At 76.9% G+C, this 21,020-nt stretch carries 18 protein-coding genes; 6 read left to right on the top strand and 12 right to left on the bottom strand.

Annotation, left to right across the window (positions count from 1 at the left end; all coding sequences use genetic code 11):
- Window positions 1–3: 3 nt before the first annotated feature.
- A complete protein-coding gene (locus LY71_RS07415) occupies window positions 4–312 on the bottom strand; it encodes a PspC domain-containing protein (protein ID WP_106276327.1) in 309 nt (102 codons plus the stop codon).
- Between the two features lie 286 nt (window positions 313–598).
- Between LY71_RS07415 and LY71_RS07410 the strand changes: the two genes are divergently transcribed.
- Window positions 599–3,397, top strand: coding sequence for a helix-turn-helix transcriptional regulator (locus tag LY71_RS07410; protein WP_170121257.1), 2,799 nt, complete (start codon window positions 599–601; stop codon window positions 3,395–3,397).
- Here the strand turns inward: LY71_RS07410 and LY71_RS07405 are convergent.
- Window positions 3,394–4,422: an LLM class flavin-dependent oxidoreductase gene (locus LY71_RS07405; protein WP_106276325.1), complete on the bottom strand. Its 1,029-nt coding sequence runs from the start codon at window positions 4,420–4,422 to the stop codon at window positions 3,394–3,396. The two genes, LY71_RS07410 and LY71_RS07405, sit on opposite strands and share 4 nt — an antisense overlap.
- A gap of 141 nt (window positions 4,423–4,563) precedes the next feature.
- Window positions 4,564–4,737, bottom strand: coding sequence for a hypothetical protein (locus LY71_RS23370; RefSeq protein WP_170121256.1), 174 nt, complete (start codon window positions 4,735–4,737; stop codon window positions 4,564–4,566).
- Between the two features lie 290 nt (window positions 4,738–5,027).
- Between LY71_RS23370 and LY71_RS07400 the strand changes: the two genes are divergently transcribed.
- Together LY71_RS07400 and LY71_RS07395 are read left to right on the top strand one after the other, a co-directional pair.
- The gene (locus tag LY71_RS07400) at window positions 5,028–6,686 is read left to right on the top strand and encodes a glycoside hydrolase family 13 protein (protein ID WP_106276500.1); all 1,659 of its coding nucleotides are present in this window, start codon (window positions 5,028–5,030) and stop codon (window positions 6,684–6,686) included.
- A 4-nt stretch (window positions 6,687–6,690) separates the two neighbouring features.
- A complete protein-coding gene (locus tag LY71_RS07395; protein ID WP_106276324.1) occupies window positions 6,691–7,185 on the top strand; it encodes a YchJ family protein in 495 nt (164 codons plus the stop codon).
- Here the strand turns inward: LY71_RS07395 and LY71_RS07390 are convergent.
- Together LY71_RS07390 and LY71_RS07385 are read right to left on the bottom strand one after the other, a co-directional pair.
- Window positions 7,079–7,747: a response regulator gene (locus LY71_RS07390; protein WP_106276323.1), complete on the bottom strand. Its 669-nt coding sequence runs from the start codon at window positions 7,745–7,747 to the stop codon at window positions 7,079–7,081. The genes LY71_RS07395 and LY71_RS07390 overlap by 107 nt on opposite strands.
- The gene (locus LY71_RS07385; RefSeq protein ID WP_245887742.1) at window positions 7,744–9,372 is read right to left on the bottom strand and encodes a sensor histidine kinase; all 1,629 of its coding nucleotides are present in this window, start codon (window positions 9,370–9,372) and stop codon (window positions 7,744–7,746) included. Before LY71_RS07385 ends, LY71_RS07390 begins: the two co-directional genes overlap by 4 nt.
- A gap of 137 nt (window positions 9,373–9,509) precedes the next feature.
- On the opposite strand from LY71_RS07385, the gene LY71_RS07380 reads away from it, so the two are divergent.
- On the top strand, window positions 9,510–10,925 hold the full coding sequence (locus LY71_RS07380) for a cation:dicarboxylate symporter family transporter (protein WP_106276321.1): 1,416 nt from the start codon (window positions 9,510–9,512) through the stop codon (window positions 10,923–10,925).
- 101 nt (window positions 10,926–11,026) lie between these two features.
- Entirely contained in the window at window positions 11,027–12,202 is a 1,176-nt protein-coding gene (locus tag LY71_RS07375; protein WP_170121255.1) for a lycopene cyclase family protein, read from the top strand.
- Between the two features lie 30 nt (window positions 12,203–12,232).
- Here the strand turns inward: LY71_RS07375 and LY71_RS23060 are convergent, their stop codons facing one another.
- The 7 genes from LY71_RS23060 to LY71_RS07340 all read right to left on the bottom strand — a co-directional run bounded on the left by LY71_RS23060 (window position 12,233) and on the right by LY71_RS07340 (window position 19,715).
- Window positions 12,233–12,589, bottom strand: coding sequence for a hypothetical protein (locus tag LY71_RS23060; RefSeq protein WP_146146073.1), 357 nt, complete (start codon window positions 12,587–12,589; stop codon window positions 12,233–12,235).
- A gap of 2 nt (window positions 12,590–12,591) precedes the next feature.
- Window positions 12,592–13,110 (bottom strand): universal stress protein, encoded by a 519-nt coding sequence (locus tag LY71_RS07365; RefSeq protein ID WP_106276320.1) that lies wholly within the window; start codon window positions 13,108–13,110, stop codon window positions 12,592–12,594.
- A gap of 90 nt (window positions 13,111–13,200) precedes the next feature.
- Window positions 13,201–14,199 carry an Acg family FMN-binding oxidoreductase gene (locus LY71_RS07360; protein WP_106276319.1) on the bottom strand — a complete coding sequence of 333 codons (999 nt, stop codon included), beginning with the start codon at window positions 14,197–14,199 and terminating at the stop codon, window positions 13,201–13,203.
- A 106-nt stretch (window positions 14,200–14,305) separates the two neighbouring features.
- Entirely contained in the window at window positions 14,306–15,517 is a 1,212-nt protein-coding gene (locus LY71_RS07355; RefSeq protein ID WP_211297196.1) for a low temperature requirement protein A, read from the bottom strand.
- Window positions 15,518–15,604: 87 nt separating this feature from the next.
- On the bottom strand, window positions 15,605–17,332 hold the full coding sequence (locus tag LY71_RS07350) for a potassium channel family protein (protein ID WP_245887741.1): 1,728 nt from the start codon (window positions 17,330–17,332) through the stop codon (window positions 15,605–15,607).
- 53 nt (window positions 17,333–17,385) lie between these two features.
- Window positions 17,386–17,772 carry a DUF6394 family protein gene (locus tag LY71_RS07345; protein WP_106276317.1) on the bottom strand — a complete coding sequence of 129 codons (387 nt, stop codon included), beginning with the start codon at window positions 17,770–17,772 and terminating at the stop codon, window positions 17,386–17,388.
- A gap of 119 nt (window positions 17,773–17,891) precedes the next feature.
- Entirely contained in the window at window positions 17,892–19,715 is a 1,824-nt protein-coding gene (locus LY71_RS07340) for a flavin-containing monooxygenase (RefSeq protein ID WP_106276316.1), read from the bottom strand.
- A 102-nt stretch (window positions 19,716–19,817) separates the two neighbouring features.
- Between LY71_RS07340 and LY71_RS07335 the strand changes: the two genes are divergently transcribed.
- Window positions 19,818–21,017 (top strand): GAF domain-containing protein, encoded by a 1,200-nt coding sequence (locus LY71_RS07335; RefSeq protein WP_106276497.1) that lies wholly within the window; start codon window positions 19,818–19,820, stop codon window positions 21,015–21,017.
- Window positions 21,018–21,020 lie beyond the last annotated feature (3 nt).

Below are 21,020 nucleotides of genomic sequence, written 5' to 3'. Positions count from 1 at the left end.
GGCTCAGACGGCGTCCTCGCCGCGGCCGGCCAGCCGGTCGACGAACCGGTCGACCGGGCGCGGCTGCTCGCCCGGGGCGAGCGGCTCGGCGGGCGTGAGCACCCACAGGACGGCGTAGAGGACCAGTCCGGCACCGCCGGCCAGGGTCAGCGCGACGACGGCGGCGCGCCACAGCACGGCGTCGACGCCGGTGTAGCGGGCCAGGCCGCCGCAGACGCCGCCGAGCATCCGGTCGGACCGGCTGCGCCGGAGCTCCCGCTGCGGGGCGGGGGCGGTCGGGAGGACGGTGGGGGGAAGGGGGTTCGAGGTCATGGCACGAGCCTGCCGACGCCGGCGGCCGCGGGACATCGGGGGACGCCCGGAACCGCCCCGGATCCGACCCTGGCCGCCGACCCCGACCCGACCCCGATCCCGGCCCCGATCCCGGCCCCGATCCCATCAGCCGACGCCGCCGGGTCGCTCCCCCGACGCCGGGGTCGGTCACGGGCCGGGGCTCACCGCGGCCTCCGCCAGGGCAGCATCCGCGGGTCGACGGGCGCGCCGAACAGGCAGGCGATCCACCTCAGCTGCACGCCGATCGGTCCTAGGCTCCGGGGCGGTGACGGGTTCATGGCGTCCTCCTGACGGGTCCCTGCCGGACGAGCGTCGAGCCGGCGGGCACCCCGTCGCGTCGGGGGGAACCCTCGACCTGGTCGGGCGGACGGCCGAGCTGGACCGCGTCGCCCGGCTGCTGGACGGGGCCCGGGCCGGGCACCCGGGCCTCCTGCTGGTCGAGGGCGACGCCGGCGTCGGCAAGACGGCGGTGCTGCGGGCCGCCGCCCGGGCCGGCGGGTTCCGGCAGGTCACCGCCTGCGGCGTCGAGTCGGAGGCGGCTCTCCCGCACGCGGCCCTCGGCGAGCTGCTCGGCCCGCTGCGCCCGCTGCTGGGCGAGGTGCCGCCCGGGCAGGCGGCGGCCCTCGCGGCGGCCCTGGGGTGGGGTCCGGCCGACGTCCCGGGCGACCGGCACCTGGTCGCCGCGGGCACCCTGTCGCTGCTGGCCGCCGCCGCGGTCCCCGCGCCCCTGCTCGTCGTCGTCGACGACCTGCAGTGGGTCGACCCCCAGTCGGCCGGCGCCGTCCTCTTCGCCGCCCGCCGGGTGCACGTCGACCGCATCGCCGTGCTGCTCGCCCGGCGCCCGGGTCCGGACCCGCCCGCCGGCGCCGACGTCCTGCGGCTGGCCGACCTCGACGCGGGCGCCGTCGAGGAGCTGCTGGCCGGCACCGTCGCGGGGCCCGTGGCCCGCCGCCTGGGCGCGCGCCTCGGCGGCAACCCGCTCGCCCTCCTCGAGGTGGCCGGCTCGCTCACCCCCGGCCAGCGCGCCGGCCGCGAGCCGCTGCCGGCCCACCTCCCCGCGGGCCCCGCGCTGACCGCCGCCCTCGAGCCGGACGTCGCCGCGCTCCCGCCCGGTGCCCGGCAGGCGGTGCTGCTCCTCGCCGCCGCGTACGACGGCCGCGCCGGCGCCGTGGCCGCCGCGCTGACCCGGGCGGGCACCGACGCCGACGCCGCCCTCGACGCGGCCGAGGACCGGGGCGTCGTCGTCCGGTCCGGTGACGCCCTGCAGTTCCGGCACCCGCTGCTGCGCAGCCTGGTCTGGAGCCGGGCGACCCCCGCCGACCGCCGCCGGGCCCACCGGCTGCTGGCCGAGACGGCGCGCACCGGGGACGACGTCGCGCGCACCTGGCACCGTGCGCTGGCCGCCACCGGGCCGGACGAGGCGCTGGCCGGTCAGCTCGCGGCGCTGGCCGGCCGGGCGCGCGGACGGCGGGGGTTCGCGGCGTCGTCGGCCGCGCTGGAGCGGGCCGCGGCGCTCACCGGGGACGCCGCGCGGGCCGCGGGCCTGCTCGCGGCCGCGGTCGGGGACGCCGCCGTGGGGGGCGACGCCGCCCGCGCCCGCTCCCTGGCCGAGCAGGTCCTGCGGGCCGAGGCGCCGGCGGCGGCCCGCGCGGAGGTGCTGCACGTCCTCGGCCGCGTCGAGCAGGACACCGGCTCGGTGCCCGCGGCGCGCGACCTGCTGCAGGCCGCCGCCGAGCTCGCCACCGGCCGCACCGCCGCCTGGGTGCTCACCGACCTGGCCGTCGTGCAGCACCGCCTCGGGGACGTCGCCGGCCTGCAGGCGACCGCGCGACGGGCGGCGTCCGCCACCGACGACACCGATCCCCTGCAGCGGGCGCTGGCCGCCTGGGTGGCCGGCGCGGCCGCCGCCCACCGTGGGGGACCCGACCGCGGGGAGCCGCAGCTGCGGCAGGCCCTGCACACGATGGAGGCCGACCCCGAGGCGCGCGCCGACCCGCGGCTGCTCCCCCTCGTCACCCTCGCGGTGGGCTGGCTGCCCGACGGGCCGGCCGCCGTCCCGGTGGTCGAGCGGCGGCTGCGGGAGACGCGGGACCTGGGCGCGCTCGGCGTGCTGGTCGCCGTGCTGGCGATGACCGCCCACGGCCGGGCGCACCTGCTCGGCGACCACGCGGGCGCCTTCGCCGACGCCGGGGAGTCCGTCGAGCTCGCCGGGCAGCTCGGCTACGTCGCCGACGCCGCGCCGGCCCTGGAGCTGCTGGCCTGGGAGTACGCCGCGCGCGGCCGGCACGACGAGGCGGCCGCACACCTCGACCGCGCCCGCGACCTCGTCGTCCGGGCGGGCACGGCCGGCGTCGCCGCCCACCTGGCGCTCACCGCGGCCTTCTGCGCGCTGTGCCGCGGCGACCCCGCCGGGGCGGCGCGGCTGCTGGAGGAGCGGCTGGCGGCCGACGGCGGCGTCGGCGCGCTCGGCGAGCCGCTGGGCGTCGCGCCGCTGCTGGTCGAGGCCTGGGTGGGGCTGGGCAGGCAGGCCGAGGCGGCGGCGCTCGCCGAGGAGTACGCCCGGGTGGCGGGGTCCGCACCGGCGACCGCGGCACTGGCCCACCGCTGCCGGGCGCTGGCCTGCCCCGACGACCGCGCGGCGACCGTGCTGTTCGAGCACGCGCTCGCCGCACACCCGCGGGCCCCCGACCGGTTCGAGGAGCCGCACACCCGGCTGCTGTTCGGGGAGCGGCTGCGCCGGTCGGGGCAGCGCACGCGGGCCCGCGAGGAGCTGGCCGCCGCGGCCGACGCCTTCGCCGCGGTCGACCTGGCCCACTGGGCGCGGCGGGCCGAGGACGAGCTGGCGGCCACCGGGCGGACCGCGCGGCCCCGCCGCCCGCTGCCCGAGGAGCCGCTGACCCCGCAGGAGACGCGGATCGCCGTCCTGGCGGCGCGGGGGGCGTCCAACCGGGAGATCGCCGCGGAGCTGTTCCTCAGCCCGAAGACGGTCGAGCACCACCTCGGCAGCGTCTACCGCAAGCGCGGCCTGCGCTCCCGCGTGCAGCTCGCCCGGCTGCTGGACTAGAGCGCGGCCACCTGCGGCGCGACCTCGGTGCCGAGCAGCTCGATGCCGCGCAGCAGGTCGGCGTGGGCGAGGCGCGGGTTGGTCATCTGCAGCGCCACCCGGTCGACGCCGCCGAGCTGCTCGGAGACCCGCCGCAGCTTGGCCGCGACGGTGTCGGGGTCGCCCATGAAGAACGCCCCGTTCGGGCCGCTGGTGGCGTCGAACTGGGCCCGGCTGGGCGGGGCGAAGCCGCGCTCGCGGGAGACCTTGGTGAACATCTCGTGCCAGCCCGGGTAGATCGTGTCGGCCGCGGCCCGGACGCTGTCGGCGACGTAGCCGAACACGTGCAGGCCGACCCGCAGCGTCTCGGGCGCGTGCCCGGCCTGCGCGCCGGCGCGGCGGTAGAGGTCGACCAGCGGCGCGAACTGGCGCGGCTCGCCGCCGATGATCGCGACCATCAGCGGCAGGCCGAGCAGCCCGGCACGGACGAAGGACTCCGGCGAGCCGCCGACGCCCACCCAGATCGGCAGCGGGTCCTGCACCGGCCGGGGGTAGACGCCCTGCCCGGTGAGCGCGGGGCGGTGCCGGCCCGACCAGGTGACGTGCTCGGACGCGCGGATGCGCAGCAGCAGGTCCAGCTTCTCGTCGAACAGCTCGTCGTAGTCGGCCAGCGACAGCCCGAAGAGCGGGAACGCCTCGGTGAACGAGCCGCGGCCGACGACGAGGTCGATTCGGCCCTTCGCGATGAGGTCGAGGGTGGCGAACTGCTGGAACACCCGCACCGGGTCGGCCGCCGACAGCACCGCGACCGCGCTGCCCAGCCGGATCCGCTCGGTGCGGGCGGCGGCCGCGGCGAGGATCACCGGGGGCGCGGAGTCGTAGTACTCGGCCCGGTGGTGCTCGCCGATGCCGAAGGAGTACAGCCCCACGCGGTCGGCGAGCTCGATCTCCTCGAGCAGGTGCTCCATCCGCTCCGCGGGGCCGACGACGTGCCCCGTCGAGGGGTCGGTCACCGCTGCCACGAAGCTGTCGACGCCGAGGTGCACGGGGGTCCTCCAGTCCTGCGGGCGCCGGCGGGCTCACCACCGTTCAACGCTCAACCACAGTGAACCAGGTCGGGGCGACGACGGCGCCCCGCCGGCCTGGTCGGCCGGCGGGGCGCCGTCGGGTGCTCGGTCGGTCCGCGCTCAGGCCGCGGGCGCGGTCTCCCGGGCGGTGTCCGCGGTGGGACGGGTGCCGGGCACCGCCGTCCGGTCCTGGCGGCCGGCGCGCAGTCCGGCGAGGTACCAGGCGGTGCAGTCGGGGCAGCTGGCGAGCCAGACGTGCCGGGGGTGACGCAGACAGAGGGCGCGATCGGCCATGGTGGGGCACTTCCTGCCGCCGCGGGGCGGCTCCTGAACTCTCTCGAACAGGCAGTGCAACGCGGGGTGCCGGCCGGGGCATCCGCCTGCCGGTGTGGGCGTCGCCTCAGCCGGCCGCGCCGTCCACCCCTCCGGGTGAGGTGCCGCCGGCCGTCCGGGCACCCCTCGGAGCCCTGCCAGGGCCACCACCTGCACGGATGCCGCGCTTCGTCGAGATCTGCCGGACCGGGGCGCCGTCTTCGTCGGATCTGGCCGCTCCCTGTCGCCGGATCCCTGCCGATCGTGTGGGCATGTCCGCTCGACTCGTCGCGGCCGGCACCGTCGCCGGCCGGCAGCAGTCCCCCTGGCCCGCGCCGGCGCCGTCCGTCGAGGACGCCTGGTGGCGCTCGGCCGTGGTCTACCAGGTCTACCTGCGCTCGTTCGCCGACGGCAACGGCGACGGCATCGGCGACCTCGCCGGGCTGCGCGCCCGCCTGCCCTACCTCTCGTGGCTGGGCGTCGACGCGCTGTGGATCAACCCGCACTACCCCTCGGGTGGCGCGGACGGCGGCTACGACGTCGTCGACTACCGGGCGGTCGACCCGGAGTACGGCGACGTGTCCGACGTCGAGGCGCTGGTCGCCGACGCCCGGCAGCTGGGCCTGCGCGTCGTGCTCGACGTCGTCCCCAACCACACCTCCGACCGGCACCCCTGGTTCCAGGCGGCGCTGGCCGACCCCGACGCCCCCGAGGCGTCGCGCTACCACTTCGCCCCGCCGTCGGAGGAGCCGCCGAACAACTGGCGCTCGCTGTTCGGCGGCCCGGCCTGGTCGCGCACCCCGGACGGCCGCTGGTACCTGCACCTGTTCGCCCCCGAGCAGCCCGACCTCAACTGGCGCGACCCCGTCGTCGCCGAGGACTTCGAGCGGACGCTGCGCTTCTGGCTCGACCGCGGCGTGAGCGGCTTCCGCGTCGACGTCGCCTACGGCCTGTTCAAGGACCCGCAGCTGCGCGACAACCCCGGCAGCTACTCCCCCACCCTCTTCGGCCACGGCCCCGAGCAGGCCATGACCTGGAACCAGCCCGAGGTGCACGACGTCTGGCGCCGGTGGCGGTCGGTCTGCGACGAGTACCCCGGCACGATGCTGGTGGGCGAGGTCTGCCTGGCCGACCTCGACGAGGTGGCCCTCTACTCGCGGCCCGACGAGCTGCACCAGTCGCTGTCGTTCCGGATGCTGAAGTCGCGGTGGGAGACCCCGGCGTTCGCCGAGGCGATCGGCAGCGCGCTGGACGCCTTCGGCCGGGTGGGCGCGCCGGTGTCGTGGGTGCTGGGCAACCACGACAAGGACCGCATGGTCAGCCGCTTCGGCGGCGGCGACACCGGCCTGGCCCGCGCCCGCGCGGCGGCCCTGCTGCTGCTGTCGCTGCCCGGCTCGGCCTACGTCTACGCCGGCGACGAGCTGGGCCTGCCGCAGGCGCACGTGCCCGACGAGGCCAAGCAGGACCCGATCTTCTTCCGCAGCGGCGGCGAGCGCGCCGGCCGCGACGGCTGCCGCGTCCCGATGCCGTGGAACGCGACGGCCGGGGTGGGCTTCTCCCCCGCCGGCGCCGCGCGGCCGTGGCTGCCGGTGCCCGCCGACTGGCGGCGGCACGCCGTCTCCCGGCAGACCCGCGACTCCGGCTCGGTGCTGCACCTCTACCGCCAGGCGCTGGCCGTCCGCGCGGAGCACCCGGCGCTGGGCACCGGCGAGGCCACCGTGAGCACCCGCGGCGACGTCCTCACGGTGCGCTGCACCGGGGAGGGGCGCACCGTCCGCTGCGTGGTCAACATGGGCACCGACACCGCGCTGGTCGGCTCGCGCGGGCAGGTGCTGCTCGCCTCGGGCCCCGGCGTGCACGGCTCGGCCCGCTCGGTGGCGCTGCCGCCCGACACCGCCGTCTGGATCGCCGAGGACCAGCCCGCAGACTGAGCCCGTGCCCCCGACGCGCTGCCCCTGCGGCACCGGCCTGACCTACGCCGAGTGCTGCGGGCGGCTGCACGACGGGACGGCGACCGCGGGCACGGCCGAGCAGTTGATGCGCTCGCGCTACAGCGCCTTCGCCGTCGGCGACCCGGCCTACCTGCTCGCCACCTGGGACCCGGCTACCCGGCCGCGGTCGCTGGAGCTCGACCCGGCGGTGCGCTGGACCGGCCTGGAGGTGCTGGCCACCACCGGCGGCGGGCCGTTCGACGTCGAGGGCACGGTCACCTTCCGCGCGCACGCCCGCGCCCGCGGGGCCGACCACCTGCAGGCCGAGCGCAGCCGGTTCCGCCGGGCCGAGGGCCGCTGGGTCTACCTCGACGGCGAGGTCGGCCGACCGCTCACCGCCAGCGGTACTCCAGCTCCGGCCGGCCGGCGCCGCCGTAGCGGGGCACCCGGTCGACCAGCCCCGCCTCGGCGAGGTACTCCAGGTAGCGGCGGGCGGTGATCCGCGAGGCGCCGATGAGCTCCGCGGTCTCGGCCGCCGACACCCCGGTCGCCTGCCGGACGGCGGTGACGACCGCGTCCAGCGTCTCCCGGCCCATGCCCTTGGGCAGCGGCGCCGACCGCGCCGGGCGGACGGTGCCCAGCACCCGGTCGATCTCGGCCTGCCCGGCCGCGTCGCCCCCACCGGTCAGCTGCGCCCGGTACTCGGCGTAGGCCACCAGCCGGTCGCGCAGCGCCGGGTAGGTGAACGGCTTGAGCAGGTAGCCGACGACGCCGTGCACCGCGGCCGCCCGCACCGTGGCCAGCTCGCGCGCCGAGGTGACGGCGAGGACGTCGACGTCGGCACCGGCGGCCCGGATCCGCCGGCACAGGTCCAGGCCGGAGGCGTCGGGCAGGTGCAGGTCGAGCAGCACCAGGTCGACGGCGGTCCGGCCCAGCGCCGCCAGCGCCGCGGCACCGGTACCGGCGACGCCGACGGTGGCGAACCCGTCGGTGCGGTCGACGTAGGCCCGGTGCGCCTCGGCGGCCACCGGCTCGTCCTCGACCACCAGCACGCGGATCACCGCGGCACCCCCGCCGGCACCGACAGCGGGATGGACACCCGGAACTCCGCCCCCGGCCCGGGCCGCACGCCCACCGTGCCCCCGTGGCGCCGCACCACCTGCTGCACCAGCGCCAGGCCCAGCCCGCGCCCGAGACCCGCCGGGGCACCGTCGGGGTCGGCCTTGGTCGACCAGCCCCGCCGGAACGCCCGCTCGACGTCCTCCTCGGCCAGGCCCGGCCCGCTGTCCTCGACCCGGACCTCCAGGCAGTCGCCGTCGTCCCACACGCCGACCTGCACCTCGCGCGGCGGCTCCCCGGCCAGCGCGGCGTCGATGGCGTTGTCGAGCAGGTTGCCCACGACGGTGACCAGGTCGCCGCCCGGGATGCCGGTGACGCCCACCGACGTGCCCGGGTCGACCTCCAGGCGCACACCGCGCTCGGCGGCGGTGGCGGCCTTGCCGAGCAGCAGCGCCGCCAGCACCGGCTCATCCACCGCGCCGACCACCCGGTCGGTGAGCTCCTGCGCCGCGGCGAGCTGGGCGGTGGCGAACTCCACCGCCTCCCGGCTGCGGCCCAGCTCCACCAGCGAGACGGTGGCGTGCAGCCGGTTGGCCGCCTCGTGCGCCTGGGCGCGCAGCGACTCGGCGAAGGCCCGCACGCTGTCGCGCTCGCCGGTCAGGGCCTGCAGCTCGGTGTGGTCGCGCAGGGTGACCACCGAGCCGGTGCGGCCGGAGGAGCGCGCGGGCGAGCGGTTGACCAGCAGCACGCGGGTGTCGGTCAGGTGCACCTCGTCGACGCCGCGCTCGGCGCTCCCCAGCGCCGCGGCCAGCTCGGCGGGGAGGCCCAGCTCGTCGAGCCGGCGGCCGGCCGGGTCGCCGTCGAGGTCGAGCAGCCGGCGGGCCTCGTCGTTGGCCAGGGTGACCCGGCCGTCGCGGTCGAGCAGCACCAGCCCCTCGCGGACGGCGTGCAGCACCGCCTCGTGGTGCTCGAGCAGCGCCGCCATCGTCGTCGCGTCCAGGCCGCCGGTCTGGCGGCGCAGCCGCCGGCTGACCGCCCAGCTGCCCAGCGCGCCCACGGCGAGGGTGACCGCGGCGGTGCCGAGGATGCCCGGCACCGCGTCCGCGAGGTCGGCGCCCACGACGTCGACGGTGAGGCCGGCCGACACCAGCGCGACGACGTCGCCGTCGGCGCCGAACACCGGACCGGTGGTGCGCAGCGACGGGCCGAGGGTGCCGGTGTAGGTCTCGCTGAAGGTCTCCCCCGCCAGCGCCGGGGCGACGGTGCCGACGAACGGGCGGCCGATCTGCGCCGGGTCGGGGTGGGTGAAGCGGGTGCGGTCGGGCGCCATCACGGTGATGAACGACAGCCCGGTGTCGGCGCGCACCTGCTCCACGAAGGGCTGCAGCACCGCGGTGGCGTCCCCGGCGGCGACCGCGTCGACCACGAGCGGGGAGTCGGCCAGGCTCTCGACCACGGCCCGCGTGCGCTGCTCCGCGGCGCGCTCGAGGGCCGAGCGGGCGTCGAGGTAGGCGACCACGGTCGCCGTCGTCACCACGGTGAGCAGGACGAGCGCCTGCAGCCACAGCAGCTGGCGCGCCAGGCTCGTCCCCCTGCGGACCCGCCCCCGGCGGGTGAGGATCGACACGCTCCGCAGTGTCCCGCCGCGGGCGAGCAGGCGTGAACGCAATGAACGCATGCGTGACGCCGGTCACGGCGTCCGGCCCACTGGGAGCGACCACCGCCCGGACCCCGGGCGCCGTCCTCACCCACCCAGGAGCTCCCATGGCAGCTGGCACCGCGGCCGGCAAGCGCGACCGCACGCACTGGCTCTACATCGCCGTGATCGCCGCCGTCGTCCTCGGCATCGTGGTCGGCTTCGCGTTCCCCGAGTTCGCCGTGAGCCTCAAGTGGCTCGGCACGGCCTTCGTCGGCCTGATCAAGATGCTGATCGCGCCGGTCATCTTCTGCACGATCGTGCTGGGCATCGGCGCCATCCGGCAGGCGGCCAAGGTCGGCCGGATCGGCGGGCTGGCGCTGGGCTACTTCGTGCTCATGTCGACCGTCGCCCTGGCGATCGGCCTCGTGGTCGGCAACATCCTGCACCCCGGTGACGGGCTGCAGCTGTCCGACGAGCTCCGCGGCGCGGGTGCCGAGCTGGCCGGCACGGCCGAGGAGTCCGGCGGCACGACCGACTTCATCCTCGGCCTGATCCCGACCACGCTGGTGTCGGCGCTGACCGACGGCTCGGTGCTCCAGGCGCTGCTCGTCGCCCTGCTCACCGGCTTCGCGATCCAGGCGATGGGCCGCTCCGGCGAGCCGATCCTGCGCGGCATCGGCCACTTCCAGAAGCTGGTCTTCCGCATCCTGGCGATGGTCATGTGGGTCGCCCCGATCGGCGCGTTCGGCGCGATCGCCGCCGTCGTCGGCGAGACCGGGATCGACGCGCTGAAGAGCCTGGCGATCATCATGCTGGGCTTCTACGCCACCTGCGCGGTGTTCGTCTTCGTCATCCTCGGCCTGATCCTGCGGCTGGTGGCGAAGATCAACGTCTTCTCGCTGTTGAAGTACCTGGGCCGCGAGTTCCTGCTCATCGTCTCCACCTCGTCGTCGGAGACCGCCCTGCCGCGGCTGATCGCGAAGATGGAGCACGCCGGCGTCAGCGCGCCGGTCGCGGGCATCGTCGTGCCGACGGGGTACTCCTTCAACCTCGACGGCACCGCGATCTACCTGACCATGGCCTCGCTGTTCATCGCCGAGGCACTGGGCGACCCGCTGTCGGTGGGCGAGCAGATCGGCCTGCTGGTCTTCATGATCATCGCCTCGAAGGGCGCCGCCGGCGTCACCGGCGCGGGCCTGGCCACGCTGGCCGGCGGGCTCTCGGCGCACCGTCCGGACCTGCTGGACGGCGTCGGCCTGATCGTCGGCATCGACCGGTTCATGTCCGAGGCGCGCGCGGTGACCAACTTCGCGGGCAACGCCATCGCCACCGTCCTGATCGCCACCTGGACCCGGGAGCTCGACCGCGAGCAGCTCTCGGCCGCGCTGTCCGGCGACTCCCCGTTCGACGAGGCGACCATGATCGACGACCACGGCGGCCCGTCCGACGCCGAGCTGCCGGAGCAGGCCACCAACGCCGGTCCCGGCCAGCGCGACGGCGCGGACGCGCTGCGCCAGGCGGCGGCCGGCTCGACCCGCTGACGCACTCCCCGCCGGTGCCCGTCGTCCCCTCGGGGGCGGCGGGCACCGTCGCGTCCCGGGCCGGGTGTGCGCGGCCCCGGGGGGTGTGGTCGGCTGCGGTCGTGCCCGCCTCCCTCGACGTCGTGGTCGCGGGCGCCGGGCCGGCGGGGCTGTCCGCGGCGGCCGCGTGCGCGGCGGCCGGGCTGCGCACCGCGCTGGTCGCCCCGTCGCCGCGGGTCTGGCCGGCCACCTACTGCCTGTGGGCCGACGAGCTGGCGGCGGCCGCCCCGGCACTCGACCTGGACCCGGCCGCGGTGGCCGCGACGTACGCGCCCACCGTCGTCCGCACCGCCGCGGGCGGCGAGCGGTGGCTGGACCGGGGCTACGCCCGGCTGCGCAACGGCGTGCTGCACGCCGCGCTGCTCGAGCGGTTCACGGCCGGCGGCGGCGAGCTGGTGACCGGCCGGGTGAACGGGGTGCGGGGCCAGGACGGCGGCGGGGACGGCGGCGAGGTCGCCGTCCTGGCCGGCGGCGGCGAGCTGACCGCGCGGGTGGTGCTCGACGCCCGCGGCGGCGGCCCGGGGACGGCGCAGCAGCGGGCCTGGGGGGAGGTGGTGGCCGGCCCGGTCGAGGACCTGGTGCCGCCGGGCGGGGCGCTGCTCATGGACTGGGCCGCGCTGGCCGACCCCGCGGCGCCGCCGGCGTTCCTCTACGGCCTGCCCCTCGACGACGGCACGGTGCTGCTGGAGGCGACGTCGCTGGCCGCCCGCCCGCCGGTGCCGCTGGACGACCTGCGCGCCCGCCTCGGCGCCCTGCTCGCCGCCCGGGGCCTGCGCCCGGCCGGGGAGACCGAGCGGGTGGCCATCCCGCTGGACGCCCCGCCCCGCCGCCGCGGCACCGTGCTGGGCGCGGCGGCCGGGCTGGTGCACCCGGCCACCGGCTACAGCGTCGCCTCCTCGCTGCGGCTGGGCCCGCGGGTGGCCGCGGCGCTGGCCGCCGGCCGCGACCCCCGGCCGGCGGTGCGCGCGGCCCGCCGCCGGACGACGGCGGGGCTGCTGGGCCTGGGCCTGGAGGTGCTGCTGCCGCTGGACACCGCGGCCACCGACGCCTTCTTCGCCGCCTTCTTCACCCTGCCCGAGCGCGCGTGGGCGGCCTACCTCGACGTCGGCTCCTCCCCCGCCGCCGTCGCCGCCGCCATGGCGCGGACGTTCGCCGCCCTCCCCGCGGCCCAGCGCGCCCACCTGCTGCGCACCGTGCTGCGGGTGGGCGGCCGCGCGGTGACCCGGCGCGGCCGGTGAGGCAGGGCGGGGGCGGCAGGGCGCGGGCGGTCAGGTCCGGCGCCAGCCCGGCAGGCGGTGCAGCCACGGGTGCCGGCGGGCCCGCGCGGGCGGGACCGGCGGCCGGGAGTCCACCGCCGGCGGGTCGGCCGGCGGGTCGACCGGCGGCACCTCCGGCGGCGCCGCGGTCGGCGGGGCGGCGGGGGCCGACGCGGCGCGGGAGGCGGTCGCGCCGTGCGGGTGGGCGTGCGCCCGCTCGGCCACCCGCGCGCGGCTGAGCTGGTGCTGCACGCCGAGGGGGTCGCAGCGCGAGCCGCGGGCAGCCACGTCGTGCTGCGCCTCCCACTGCGCCATCAGCTTCTCACCCGGCGTCATCTCCCACGCCTGGCGGGTCTGCGACGGGTCCATGGTCATCCCTCCCGACGGCCCGGGTCCGGCCCGGGCACCTCGACGCGCTCCGGCCGCTCCCCCGGCCGCGGTGCGGTCCCCGACCGGACGACGGTCACCGGGCACCGCGCCGCCTTGAGCAGCGAGGAGCTCACCGACCCCAGGGAGCGTCCGACCGACGGGCCCCGGCCGCGGGCGCCGACGACGAGCAGGTCGGCGCCGTCCGCGGCGGCCAGCAGCGCGTCGACCGGCGCCCGGTGCTCGGCACGGCAGTCGACGTGCACCCCCGGCGGCACCCCGGCCGCGGCCAGGTCGTCGGCGATCGCCCGGCACACCGCCCGCTCGTACTCCGCGAGCGGTGGCACGTAGCCGGGCTCCCAGCAGTCCGGCCGCGGCGCCGTCGGGATGCTCCAGGCCCGCACCACGGTCAGCGGCATCCCCGCACGCGCGGCCAGGATCGCGGCCCAGGTCAGCGCCTCCCGCGCGCACGCCGAGCCGTCGACGCCCACGACGACGGCTCCGCTGCGTGGCGTCGGGTCCACGGCGCACCTCCTCGCCGGCCGGCGGGGCCGGTCGGGACCAGTGCACTCCCCGGCGGCCGCGCACGGCAGGGCCGGAGGTCCCCGCCGCGGTCAGCCGACGACGTCGAGCACCTCCTCGACCGGACGGCGGTTGGTCGACGGGCTGCGGTCGCCGGAGGGGTAGCCCAGCCGCAGCAGCATCTGCGGGTGCCCGCCCAACGACAGCCGGGAGCGCAGCTGGGTGCGGGTCGCGGGCCAGTCGAGGGCCTGGGTCAGCGGGGAGGCCGCCAGCCCGGCCACGGTGGCCTCGAGCAGCACCCGGCCCAGCGCCCGCCCCGCGGTCAGCCAGGAGGCCCGGCCGTCGCCGTCGGTGCCGAGCACCACGACGGTGGGCCGCTCGACGTCCGGGGGCGGCGCGTCGAGGTCGCCTCCGGGGACCCGCCCGGCCGGCCGCGAGCCGACGACGAAGTCGCGGACCAGCCAGTTCGACGGGCGGGTGGCCGGGTCCTCACCGGGCACCGCGCCGACGGGGATGCCGTCGACCGCGGCGGGGTCGGTGCGCACCCAGCGCTCCAGCTCGGCGAGGTACTCCGGCTCGCCCTGCTCGATCTCCTCGGCGCGGGAGAGCAGGAACACCGTGGCCACCTCCTCGTCGGCGTCGCTGATCGGCTTGAGCCACACCCGGAACGCGCCGGCCACCGCCTGCAGCCGGTCGACGACGCCGGCCGGCACCGCGCGCGGCAGGAACGGTGCCCGCTCGGTGTGCCGCGTCCCGATCGCCCGCGCCAGGTCGCCGTCCTCGTCGTCGGGCTCCCAGTCCCCGGTGACGGTCACCGTGGCCAGCAGGTCGGGGTCGGCGGGGTCGGGCAGCACGTCGACGTCCGTGGCGCGGCCGGCGGCGGTCAGCGCGACCACGGCGAACTCCACCGCCACGCCGCAGCTGACCACCCGCTGCCGGCCCGAGGGGTCGAGGGCCGACAGTGCCCGGGAGGGGTCGGTGCGCACGGTCAGCCGGTCGCCGTCGGCGCGGAACAGCCACGGCTGGGTGTTGTGGATCGACGGCGCGCGGGTGGCCGCCTCCACGACCCGGGTCCACTCCTGCCGGTCCATGCTGTGCCTCCGTCGTCGGGGTCGGGACGGTTGCGGCCCTACCCGTTCCGCGGCGCGGTTCACCCGGCGGCCCGGCGACCGGTCCGGGCAGCGCCCTGCCGGTGGCTCAGACCTCCTCGGTCGCCAGCCCGCCCGCCGACCGCTGCACCGAGCCGGCCACCACCACGGCGCACACCAGCGCGGCCAGCGCGCCGACCACGACCACGGCCGGGAGCTCCAGCAGCACGTCGAGCAGCGCGACCCCGGCCGCCAGCACCGGCCACCACCAGCCCCGGCGGGCGCTCGTCATCGCCGACGTCGTCACGCTCGCCGCCACCAGGAAGAGGGCCACCCCGCCGCCCAGCAGCAGCCGGGTCCCCGCCGGGACCTCCCCGGCCGCGGCCTCGACGACGGCGAGCTCCACCCCGGCGCCGACGGTGGCCAGCGCGAGGGCCAGTGGCAGGTGCCCGAAGACGTAGACGTCGTGCGAGTGCGCGCCGTTGGACTCGCCGACCTCGCCGAGCAGCCGCTTGGCCCGCGCACCGGCGAGGTCGAAGTAGCTCCACCAGAGCGCCGCCGCGAGGACGAACGCCAGCACCGCCACCGGCAGGGCCGAGCCGGACCACTCGGCGTCGTAGAGCCCGTGCGCCACCCCGGCGATCGGCTCCCCCAGGACGAGGATGGTGAACAGCGCGAACCGCTCCGGCAGGTGCTCGACGTGCAGCGGGACGTCGGCCGAGGACCGCGTGGCCAGCAGCGGCACCAGCGCCTCGACCAGGATCGCGGCGGCCCACAGGGCGAACCCGGCCGGCCGCGGCACCGCCAGCGACACCGCCCAGAGCACCGCACCCGCGGCGGCGCCGGCCAGGTAGAGCCGGGTGATGGGCCGCGCCTCGACCACGTGCCGGTGGGCGCGGTGGTACTGGAGCATCAGCATCAGGCGCAGCAGGACGTGGCAGAGCGCGAAGACGGCGAACCGCTTCCCCGTCGCCTCCGACGCCGAGGCGGCGAGGCCGACGACGGCGGCCATGCTGCCGAGCTTGTAGAGCCGGTACACGACGTCGTCGTGGTCGAAGCGGTTGGCGTACAGCGTCGAGCTGACCCACGACCACCACACCGTGGCGAACAGCCCGGCGAAGACGAGGTAGCCGTGCCACGTCACGTCCTCGCGCAGCGCGATCGCCAGCTCCGCCACGACCAGGACGAACGCGAGGTCGAAGAACAGCTCCAGGCGTGAGGCGGAGCGACCGCCGTCGGTCCGCAGCTCCGGCGCCCGGACCGCGTCGCCGCGGCCGGGGAGGACGTCCATCACCCGCCGGGCGAGCCCTCGGTCAGCCACGTGTCTCCCCCATCGCCGGGTGCTCCCGTGCCGAGCCCGCCCCTACCCGCCGCCGCGGCGGTCCACGCCACGACGCGCCGCGGGGCGTCAGGGCGCGGGAGTCGGCTCCGGCATCCGCGCCGAGCGCGACAGCCGCCGCCAGATCCAGCTGGTCGGCACCTGGCGGCCGGTGACGAGGTACTCCACGACCCCGTCGACCAGCAGCGTCGTCTCCAGCGCGCGGCGCATGCCCGGCCGCCCGGCGCACAGCATCTGGTCGTCCGGCGCGAGCAGCAGGTCGTCGCCGGGAGCGAGCAGGGTCTCCTGGCCCCGAAGCACCAGCAGGGGCACCACCGACAGGGGCTCGTCCCGGCGCGCCGGGCTGCGCAGCAGGTCGCCGAGCGTCAACCGGCCGGTGGCCAGCCACGGCTGCAGCGCCGGGGCCTCGGTGTCGGTGAGCCGCACCTTCCACAGCGGCTCGAGGTGCCGGCCGCAGGCGTCGACCAGCCGGTCGACGACGTCGGCCGACCACTCGTCGGTCTGCTGCGGCAGCTCGCGGAGCAGGCGCCACAGCAGGGGCGTGCTCAGCCGGGCGTAGGCGTCGTGGGCGACGACCTGGGTCGGGACGAGCAGCGCGTCGGGCTCCATGGCCGCGAACAGCGCCGCGTTGGTCGGCTGGTTCTGGCGGGCGGCGATGAACAGGTGGCGGTTGGCGCGCCGCGCCTCGGCGATCAGCGAGAGGTTCGTCGTGTCGTTGTCGGTGCCGGCGACCAGGCCGACCGCGGTCGTGAGGTCGGCGCGGCGGATGACCTGGGGCTCCGACGCGTCGCCGACCACGGTGGCCTCGCCGTCGACCGGGTCGACGGTGGTCACCTCCAGGCCCTCGGCGCGCAGGTCGGTGGCGAACTGCCGGCCGAACCGGCCGTAGCCGCACACCACCCACCGGCCGGGGGCCGGGGCGTCGGCCCGCGGGGGCAGCTCCGCGCCGGGCCCGCTCTCCAGCCAGGTGGTCAGCTGGTAGGACGACGGGGCCCGCAGGGCCAGCCGCAGGTGGTCACCGAACCGGTCGAAGGGGTTGATGACCGTGGGGCTGCCGAAGGTGCGCATCCGCTCGGCCACCACCGACGAGGTCGTGCGGGTCACCACGGTCAGGTCGGGGCGCAGCAGGGCGGCCGCCATCGTGACCGCCAGGTTCGCCTCGTCGTCGTTGGTGAGGGCCAGCACGCCCTCGCAGTACGGGTGTCCCAGGCCGGCGACGCCGAGCACGTGGGCATCGCGCGCGTCGCCGACCACTCCGGGGACGTCGGCGTGGGAGGTGTTGAGCTCCAGGGCGTCGATGCGGGCGTCGGCGATGTCGACGACGGTGAACCGGCGGCCCAGCGTGTCGAAGGCGCGCCCGAGGGTCTCGCCGGTCTCCCCGTAGCCGGCGATGAGCAGGAACGGCTCGCGGAGCGCCGTCACCTTGCGCGAGACGTGCCGCAGCGCCAGGGCCTGCCGGAACGCCCGGTCCTGCAGCAGCGCGAGCAGGGCGCCGATCGCGTAGGCCCAGCCGATGACGGTCAGGTAGATGGCGCCGGTGACCCACATCCGCTGGGCGTAGGTGAAGGCGTTCGGGATCTCGCCGAAGCCGATCGTCGTCGCCGTGTAGCTCATGACGTAGAAGGCGTCGAAGACGCTCATCCGCGCCGGCTGCCCGTTCGCGTCCTGCCCGGGGACCAGGGACAGCCCGAGCACGCTGATCGCGAAGATCGTGATGAGCGTGATGAGCGGGGCGCGCATGCGCCGCAGGACCACGAACACCGTGGCCGACCCCTCCGCCCGCGGCACCACCGGCATCCGCCGCCGTCCGCGCCGACCGGGCGCCCTCCCGCTGGCTGCGGTGGCCATCGTCAGTGCCGCTGGAAGGAGACGGTCTCCACGACCAGCAGGACGATGGAGACGAGGTTGGCCAGCAGTGCACCGCCCGAGAGCGAGACCATGCTGGCCGTCGCGCCGGCGGTCAGCCCCTCGCTGGAGATGTACTGCGCCCAGGCCCAGCTGAGCGAGGCCGCGATCAGCTGCAGGTCGGCCACCAGGCTGGTGGCCAGGTGGACGGCGCCGATCTGCGTCCGGTCGCCGAACTTGAGCACCGTGGCGATCAGGTTGACCACGACGGCGGCGAACAGCTCGTAGACGTTGTGCAGCTCGGGGTCGGAGATGTCGCCGATGAAGAAGCCGAAGTTCAGCGTGGCGGCGAGCACCACGAAGAACCCGAAGACCACCTTCTCGAGGTTCATGCGACTCCCGCGGCTGGCTGGCGGCGACCGGGCGACAGTATCGCCGCCGGAGCACCGGCGCCGGGGAGCGCGACGTCTCCCCGGCGCCGGGCGACTCGCCGCGGGCGGTCACCGTCGGCTCAGCGCAGGTGGTGCACCTCCTGCAGGCCGTACACCGGCGTGGGGATGCCGGCGTGGCGGGCCTTGAGCTGCAGCGCGAGGTAGAGGGAGTAGTGCCGCGACTGGTGCAGGTTGCCGCCGTGGAACCACAGCGCCTCCTGCTGGGTGGGCTTCCACATGTTGCGCTGTTCGCCCTCCCACGGGCCGGGGTCCTTGGTGGTGTCCGACCCCAGGCCCCACACCTTGCCCACCGTGTCGGCGACCTCCTGGCTGATCAGGTCGGCCGCCCAGCCGTTCATCGACCCGTAGCCGGTGGCGTAGACGACGAGGTCGGCCGGCAGCTCGGTCCCGTCCTCGAGGACGACGGCGTCCTCGGTGAGGTGGTCGACCTGCCCGTGCGCCAGTTCCACGTCGCCGTTGGCCACCAGGTCGGCCGCGCCCACGTCGATGTAGTAGCCCGAGCCGCGACGCAGGTACTTCATGAACAGGCCCGAGCCGTCGTCGCCCCAGTCCAGCCGGAAGCCGGCGTCCTCCATGCGGCGGTAGAAGTCGGCGTCGCGCTCCTTCATCTGCTCGTAGAGCGGGATCTGGAACTCGTGCATGATCTTGTACGGGATGGAGGCGAACACCAGGTCGGCCTTCTCCGTGGTGACCCCGTTGGCCACGGCCTCCTCGCTGTAGAGCGCGCCGAGCCCGATCTCCATGAGGCTGTCGCTCTTGACGATGTGCGTCGAGGTGCGCTGCACCATCGTCACGTCGGCGCCGTGCTCCCACAGCGCGCCGCAGATGTCGAAGGCGGAGTTGTTGCTGCCGATGACGACCACCTTCTTCCCCGCGTACCCGTCGGGGCCGGGGTGCGCCGAGGAGTGGTGCTGCTCGCCGCGGAACACGTCCTGACCGGGCAGCACCGGCACGTTCGGCTTGCCGCTCATCCCGGTCGCCAGCACCAGGTGCTGCGGCCGCAGCGTGAGCTCCTCGCCGTCGCGCACCACCTCGACGGTCCACCCGCCGTCGTCCGGCGAGTAGGTGGCGCTGCGCACCTCGGTGCCGCCCCAGTACGGGACCTCCATGACCGTCACGTACGACTCGAGCCAGTCGCCGATCTTGTCCTTGGGGGCGAACACCGGCCAGTTGTCGGGGAACGGCAGGTAGGGCAGGTGGTCGTACCAGACCGGGTCGTGCAGGCACAGCGACTTGTAGCGGCTGCGCCACTGGTCGCCGGGCCGGGCGTGCTTGTCGACGACGAGCGCCGGGACGTCGAGCTGCCGCAGCCGCGCGCCCAGCGCGATGCCGCCCTGCCCGCCGCCGACGACGAGCACGAAGGGCTGGGTGGTGCGGCCGAGCTCGGCGTCCTCGCGCGCCCGGCGCTCGGCCCAGGTCTGCCGCTCCCGGTTGACGCCGTGCTCGGCGCCCTTGGGCCGCGCCCGGCCGCGGGGCTCCTCGTGGCCCGTGAGCTCGTACAGCGTGGTGAGGAACGTCCACGCCCTGGCCTGCCCGTCCTCCTCGACGAGCCGCACCAGGCCCCGGCCGCGCCCGACCGCCGTCTCGAAGGTGAACCAGGCGGTGGTGACGCCGTCGGCCTCGTCGGGCTCCTCGGTCACGGTGAAGCCGGACGGGTCGGTGCGGTCGAGGGTGGCGGTGAGCAGGTCGGTGACACCGGCCCGGTCCTCGACGGTGGTGATGTTCCAGCTGAACGCGACCAGGTCGCGCCAGAAGCTGGTGCGGGCGAACAGGCCGGCGGCGCGCTCGACGTCGCGGGCGCGCAGCGCGTCCTCGAGGGCGGCGAACCAGTCCCGGGCCCGCTGGGCCGCCGTACCGGGGGGTGCGTCGAGGGTCTGCGTCATGGAGGGGGCTCCTCGCCGTCGTGCTGACGTGGTGTGATGTGCAGCACAGCGCCTCCGGGACGACGGCGGGAGGGTTGCAGCGGATTGCACGCGGAGGTGCAGGTGCCCGGCTGGTCTGCGGTCGCGCCGGGGACGGACCTCTCCTCCCACGCCCGGGTCCTCACCCGGGTGCACGACGCGGTGATCGGCGGCGGCCGCCCGCCGGTGGCCCCGCGCCGGGTGGTGCAGCGGTCGTGGACGCGGGTGCTGGGCATGGGCCTGGACCCCGGGCGGAGGGGCCCCCGCGACCCGCTGCCGCTGGACGCCGTGGAGGCCCGGCGCCGCCGCTCGGCGCTGTCGCTGGTGATCGGCGAGCTGCGCCAGGTGCTGGGCAGCGTCGCCGACGCCTCCCACTTCCTCGTCGTGGTCACCGACGCCGAGGGCGTGGTGCTGTGGCGGGAGGGCGCGGCGGCCACCCGGCTGCGCGCCGACCGGCTGGGCTTCGCCGAGGGCGCCACCTGGACCGAGGCGGCGGTGGGCACCAACGCCATCGGGACGGCGCTGGCCGAGGCCGCACCGGTGCAGCTGTTCTCCGCCGAGCACTTCGAGCAGGCGCAGCACCCCTGGTACTGCAGCGCCGCGCCGATCCACTCACCGGTCACCGGGGAGCTGCTCGGCGTCGTCGACGTCAGCGGGCCGGCGCTGACCCTGCACCCGGCCATCGGGGCGCTGGTCGAGACCTCCGTGCGGCTGGCCGAGTCGCGGCTGCGGTGGCACCACGAGCAGCGGCTGGAGCGGCTGCGCCGCAGCGCCGACCCGGTGCTGGCCGGGGTGCAGGGGCCGCTGCTCGTGGTCGACGACGACGGGTGGGTGGCGCACAGCTCCGGCGTCGCCGTCCGGCCGCGGGTCGCCGCCCCTCGCGACGACCGCGTCATGACCGTGGCGGGACTCGGGCTGTGCACGCCGGAGCGGCTCGGCGAGGGCTGGCTGGTCCGCCCGCGCGGCGCCCGCGAGCCGGTGACCGCCGAGGTCGACCTGACCGGCTCCCCGGTGCTGCGGGTGCGGGCGGGCGGGCGGCCGTGGGCAGCGGGGCTGACCCGGCGGCAGGCGCAGGTGCTGGTGCTGGTCGCCGACGCGGGCCGGTCCGGCCTGAGCGCCGGGGCGCTGAGCCGCGGCCTGTTCGGCGACGACCAGCACGTGGTCTCCGCGCGGGCGGAGGTGTCGCGGCTGCGCCGGGTGGTCGGCGACCTGGTGGCGACGGCGCCCTACCGACTCGCGGAGGGCGTGACGCTGACGGTGCGTACCGCTCCCGACGGCGGGTAGCCC

The sequence above is a fragment of the Geodermatophilus tzadiensis genome (assembly GCF_003002915.1).
In the GTDB taxonomy this organism is placed as follows: domain Bacteria; phylum Actinomycetota; class Actinomycetes; order Mycobacteriales; family Geodermatophilaceae; genus Geodermatophilus; species Geodermatophilus tzadiensis.
This window is presented reverse-complemented; position numbering and strand designations above follow the sequence as displayed.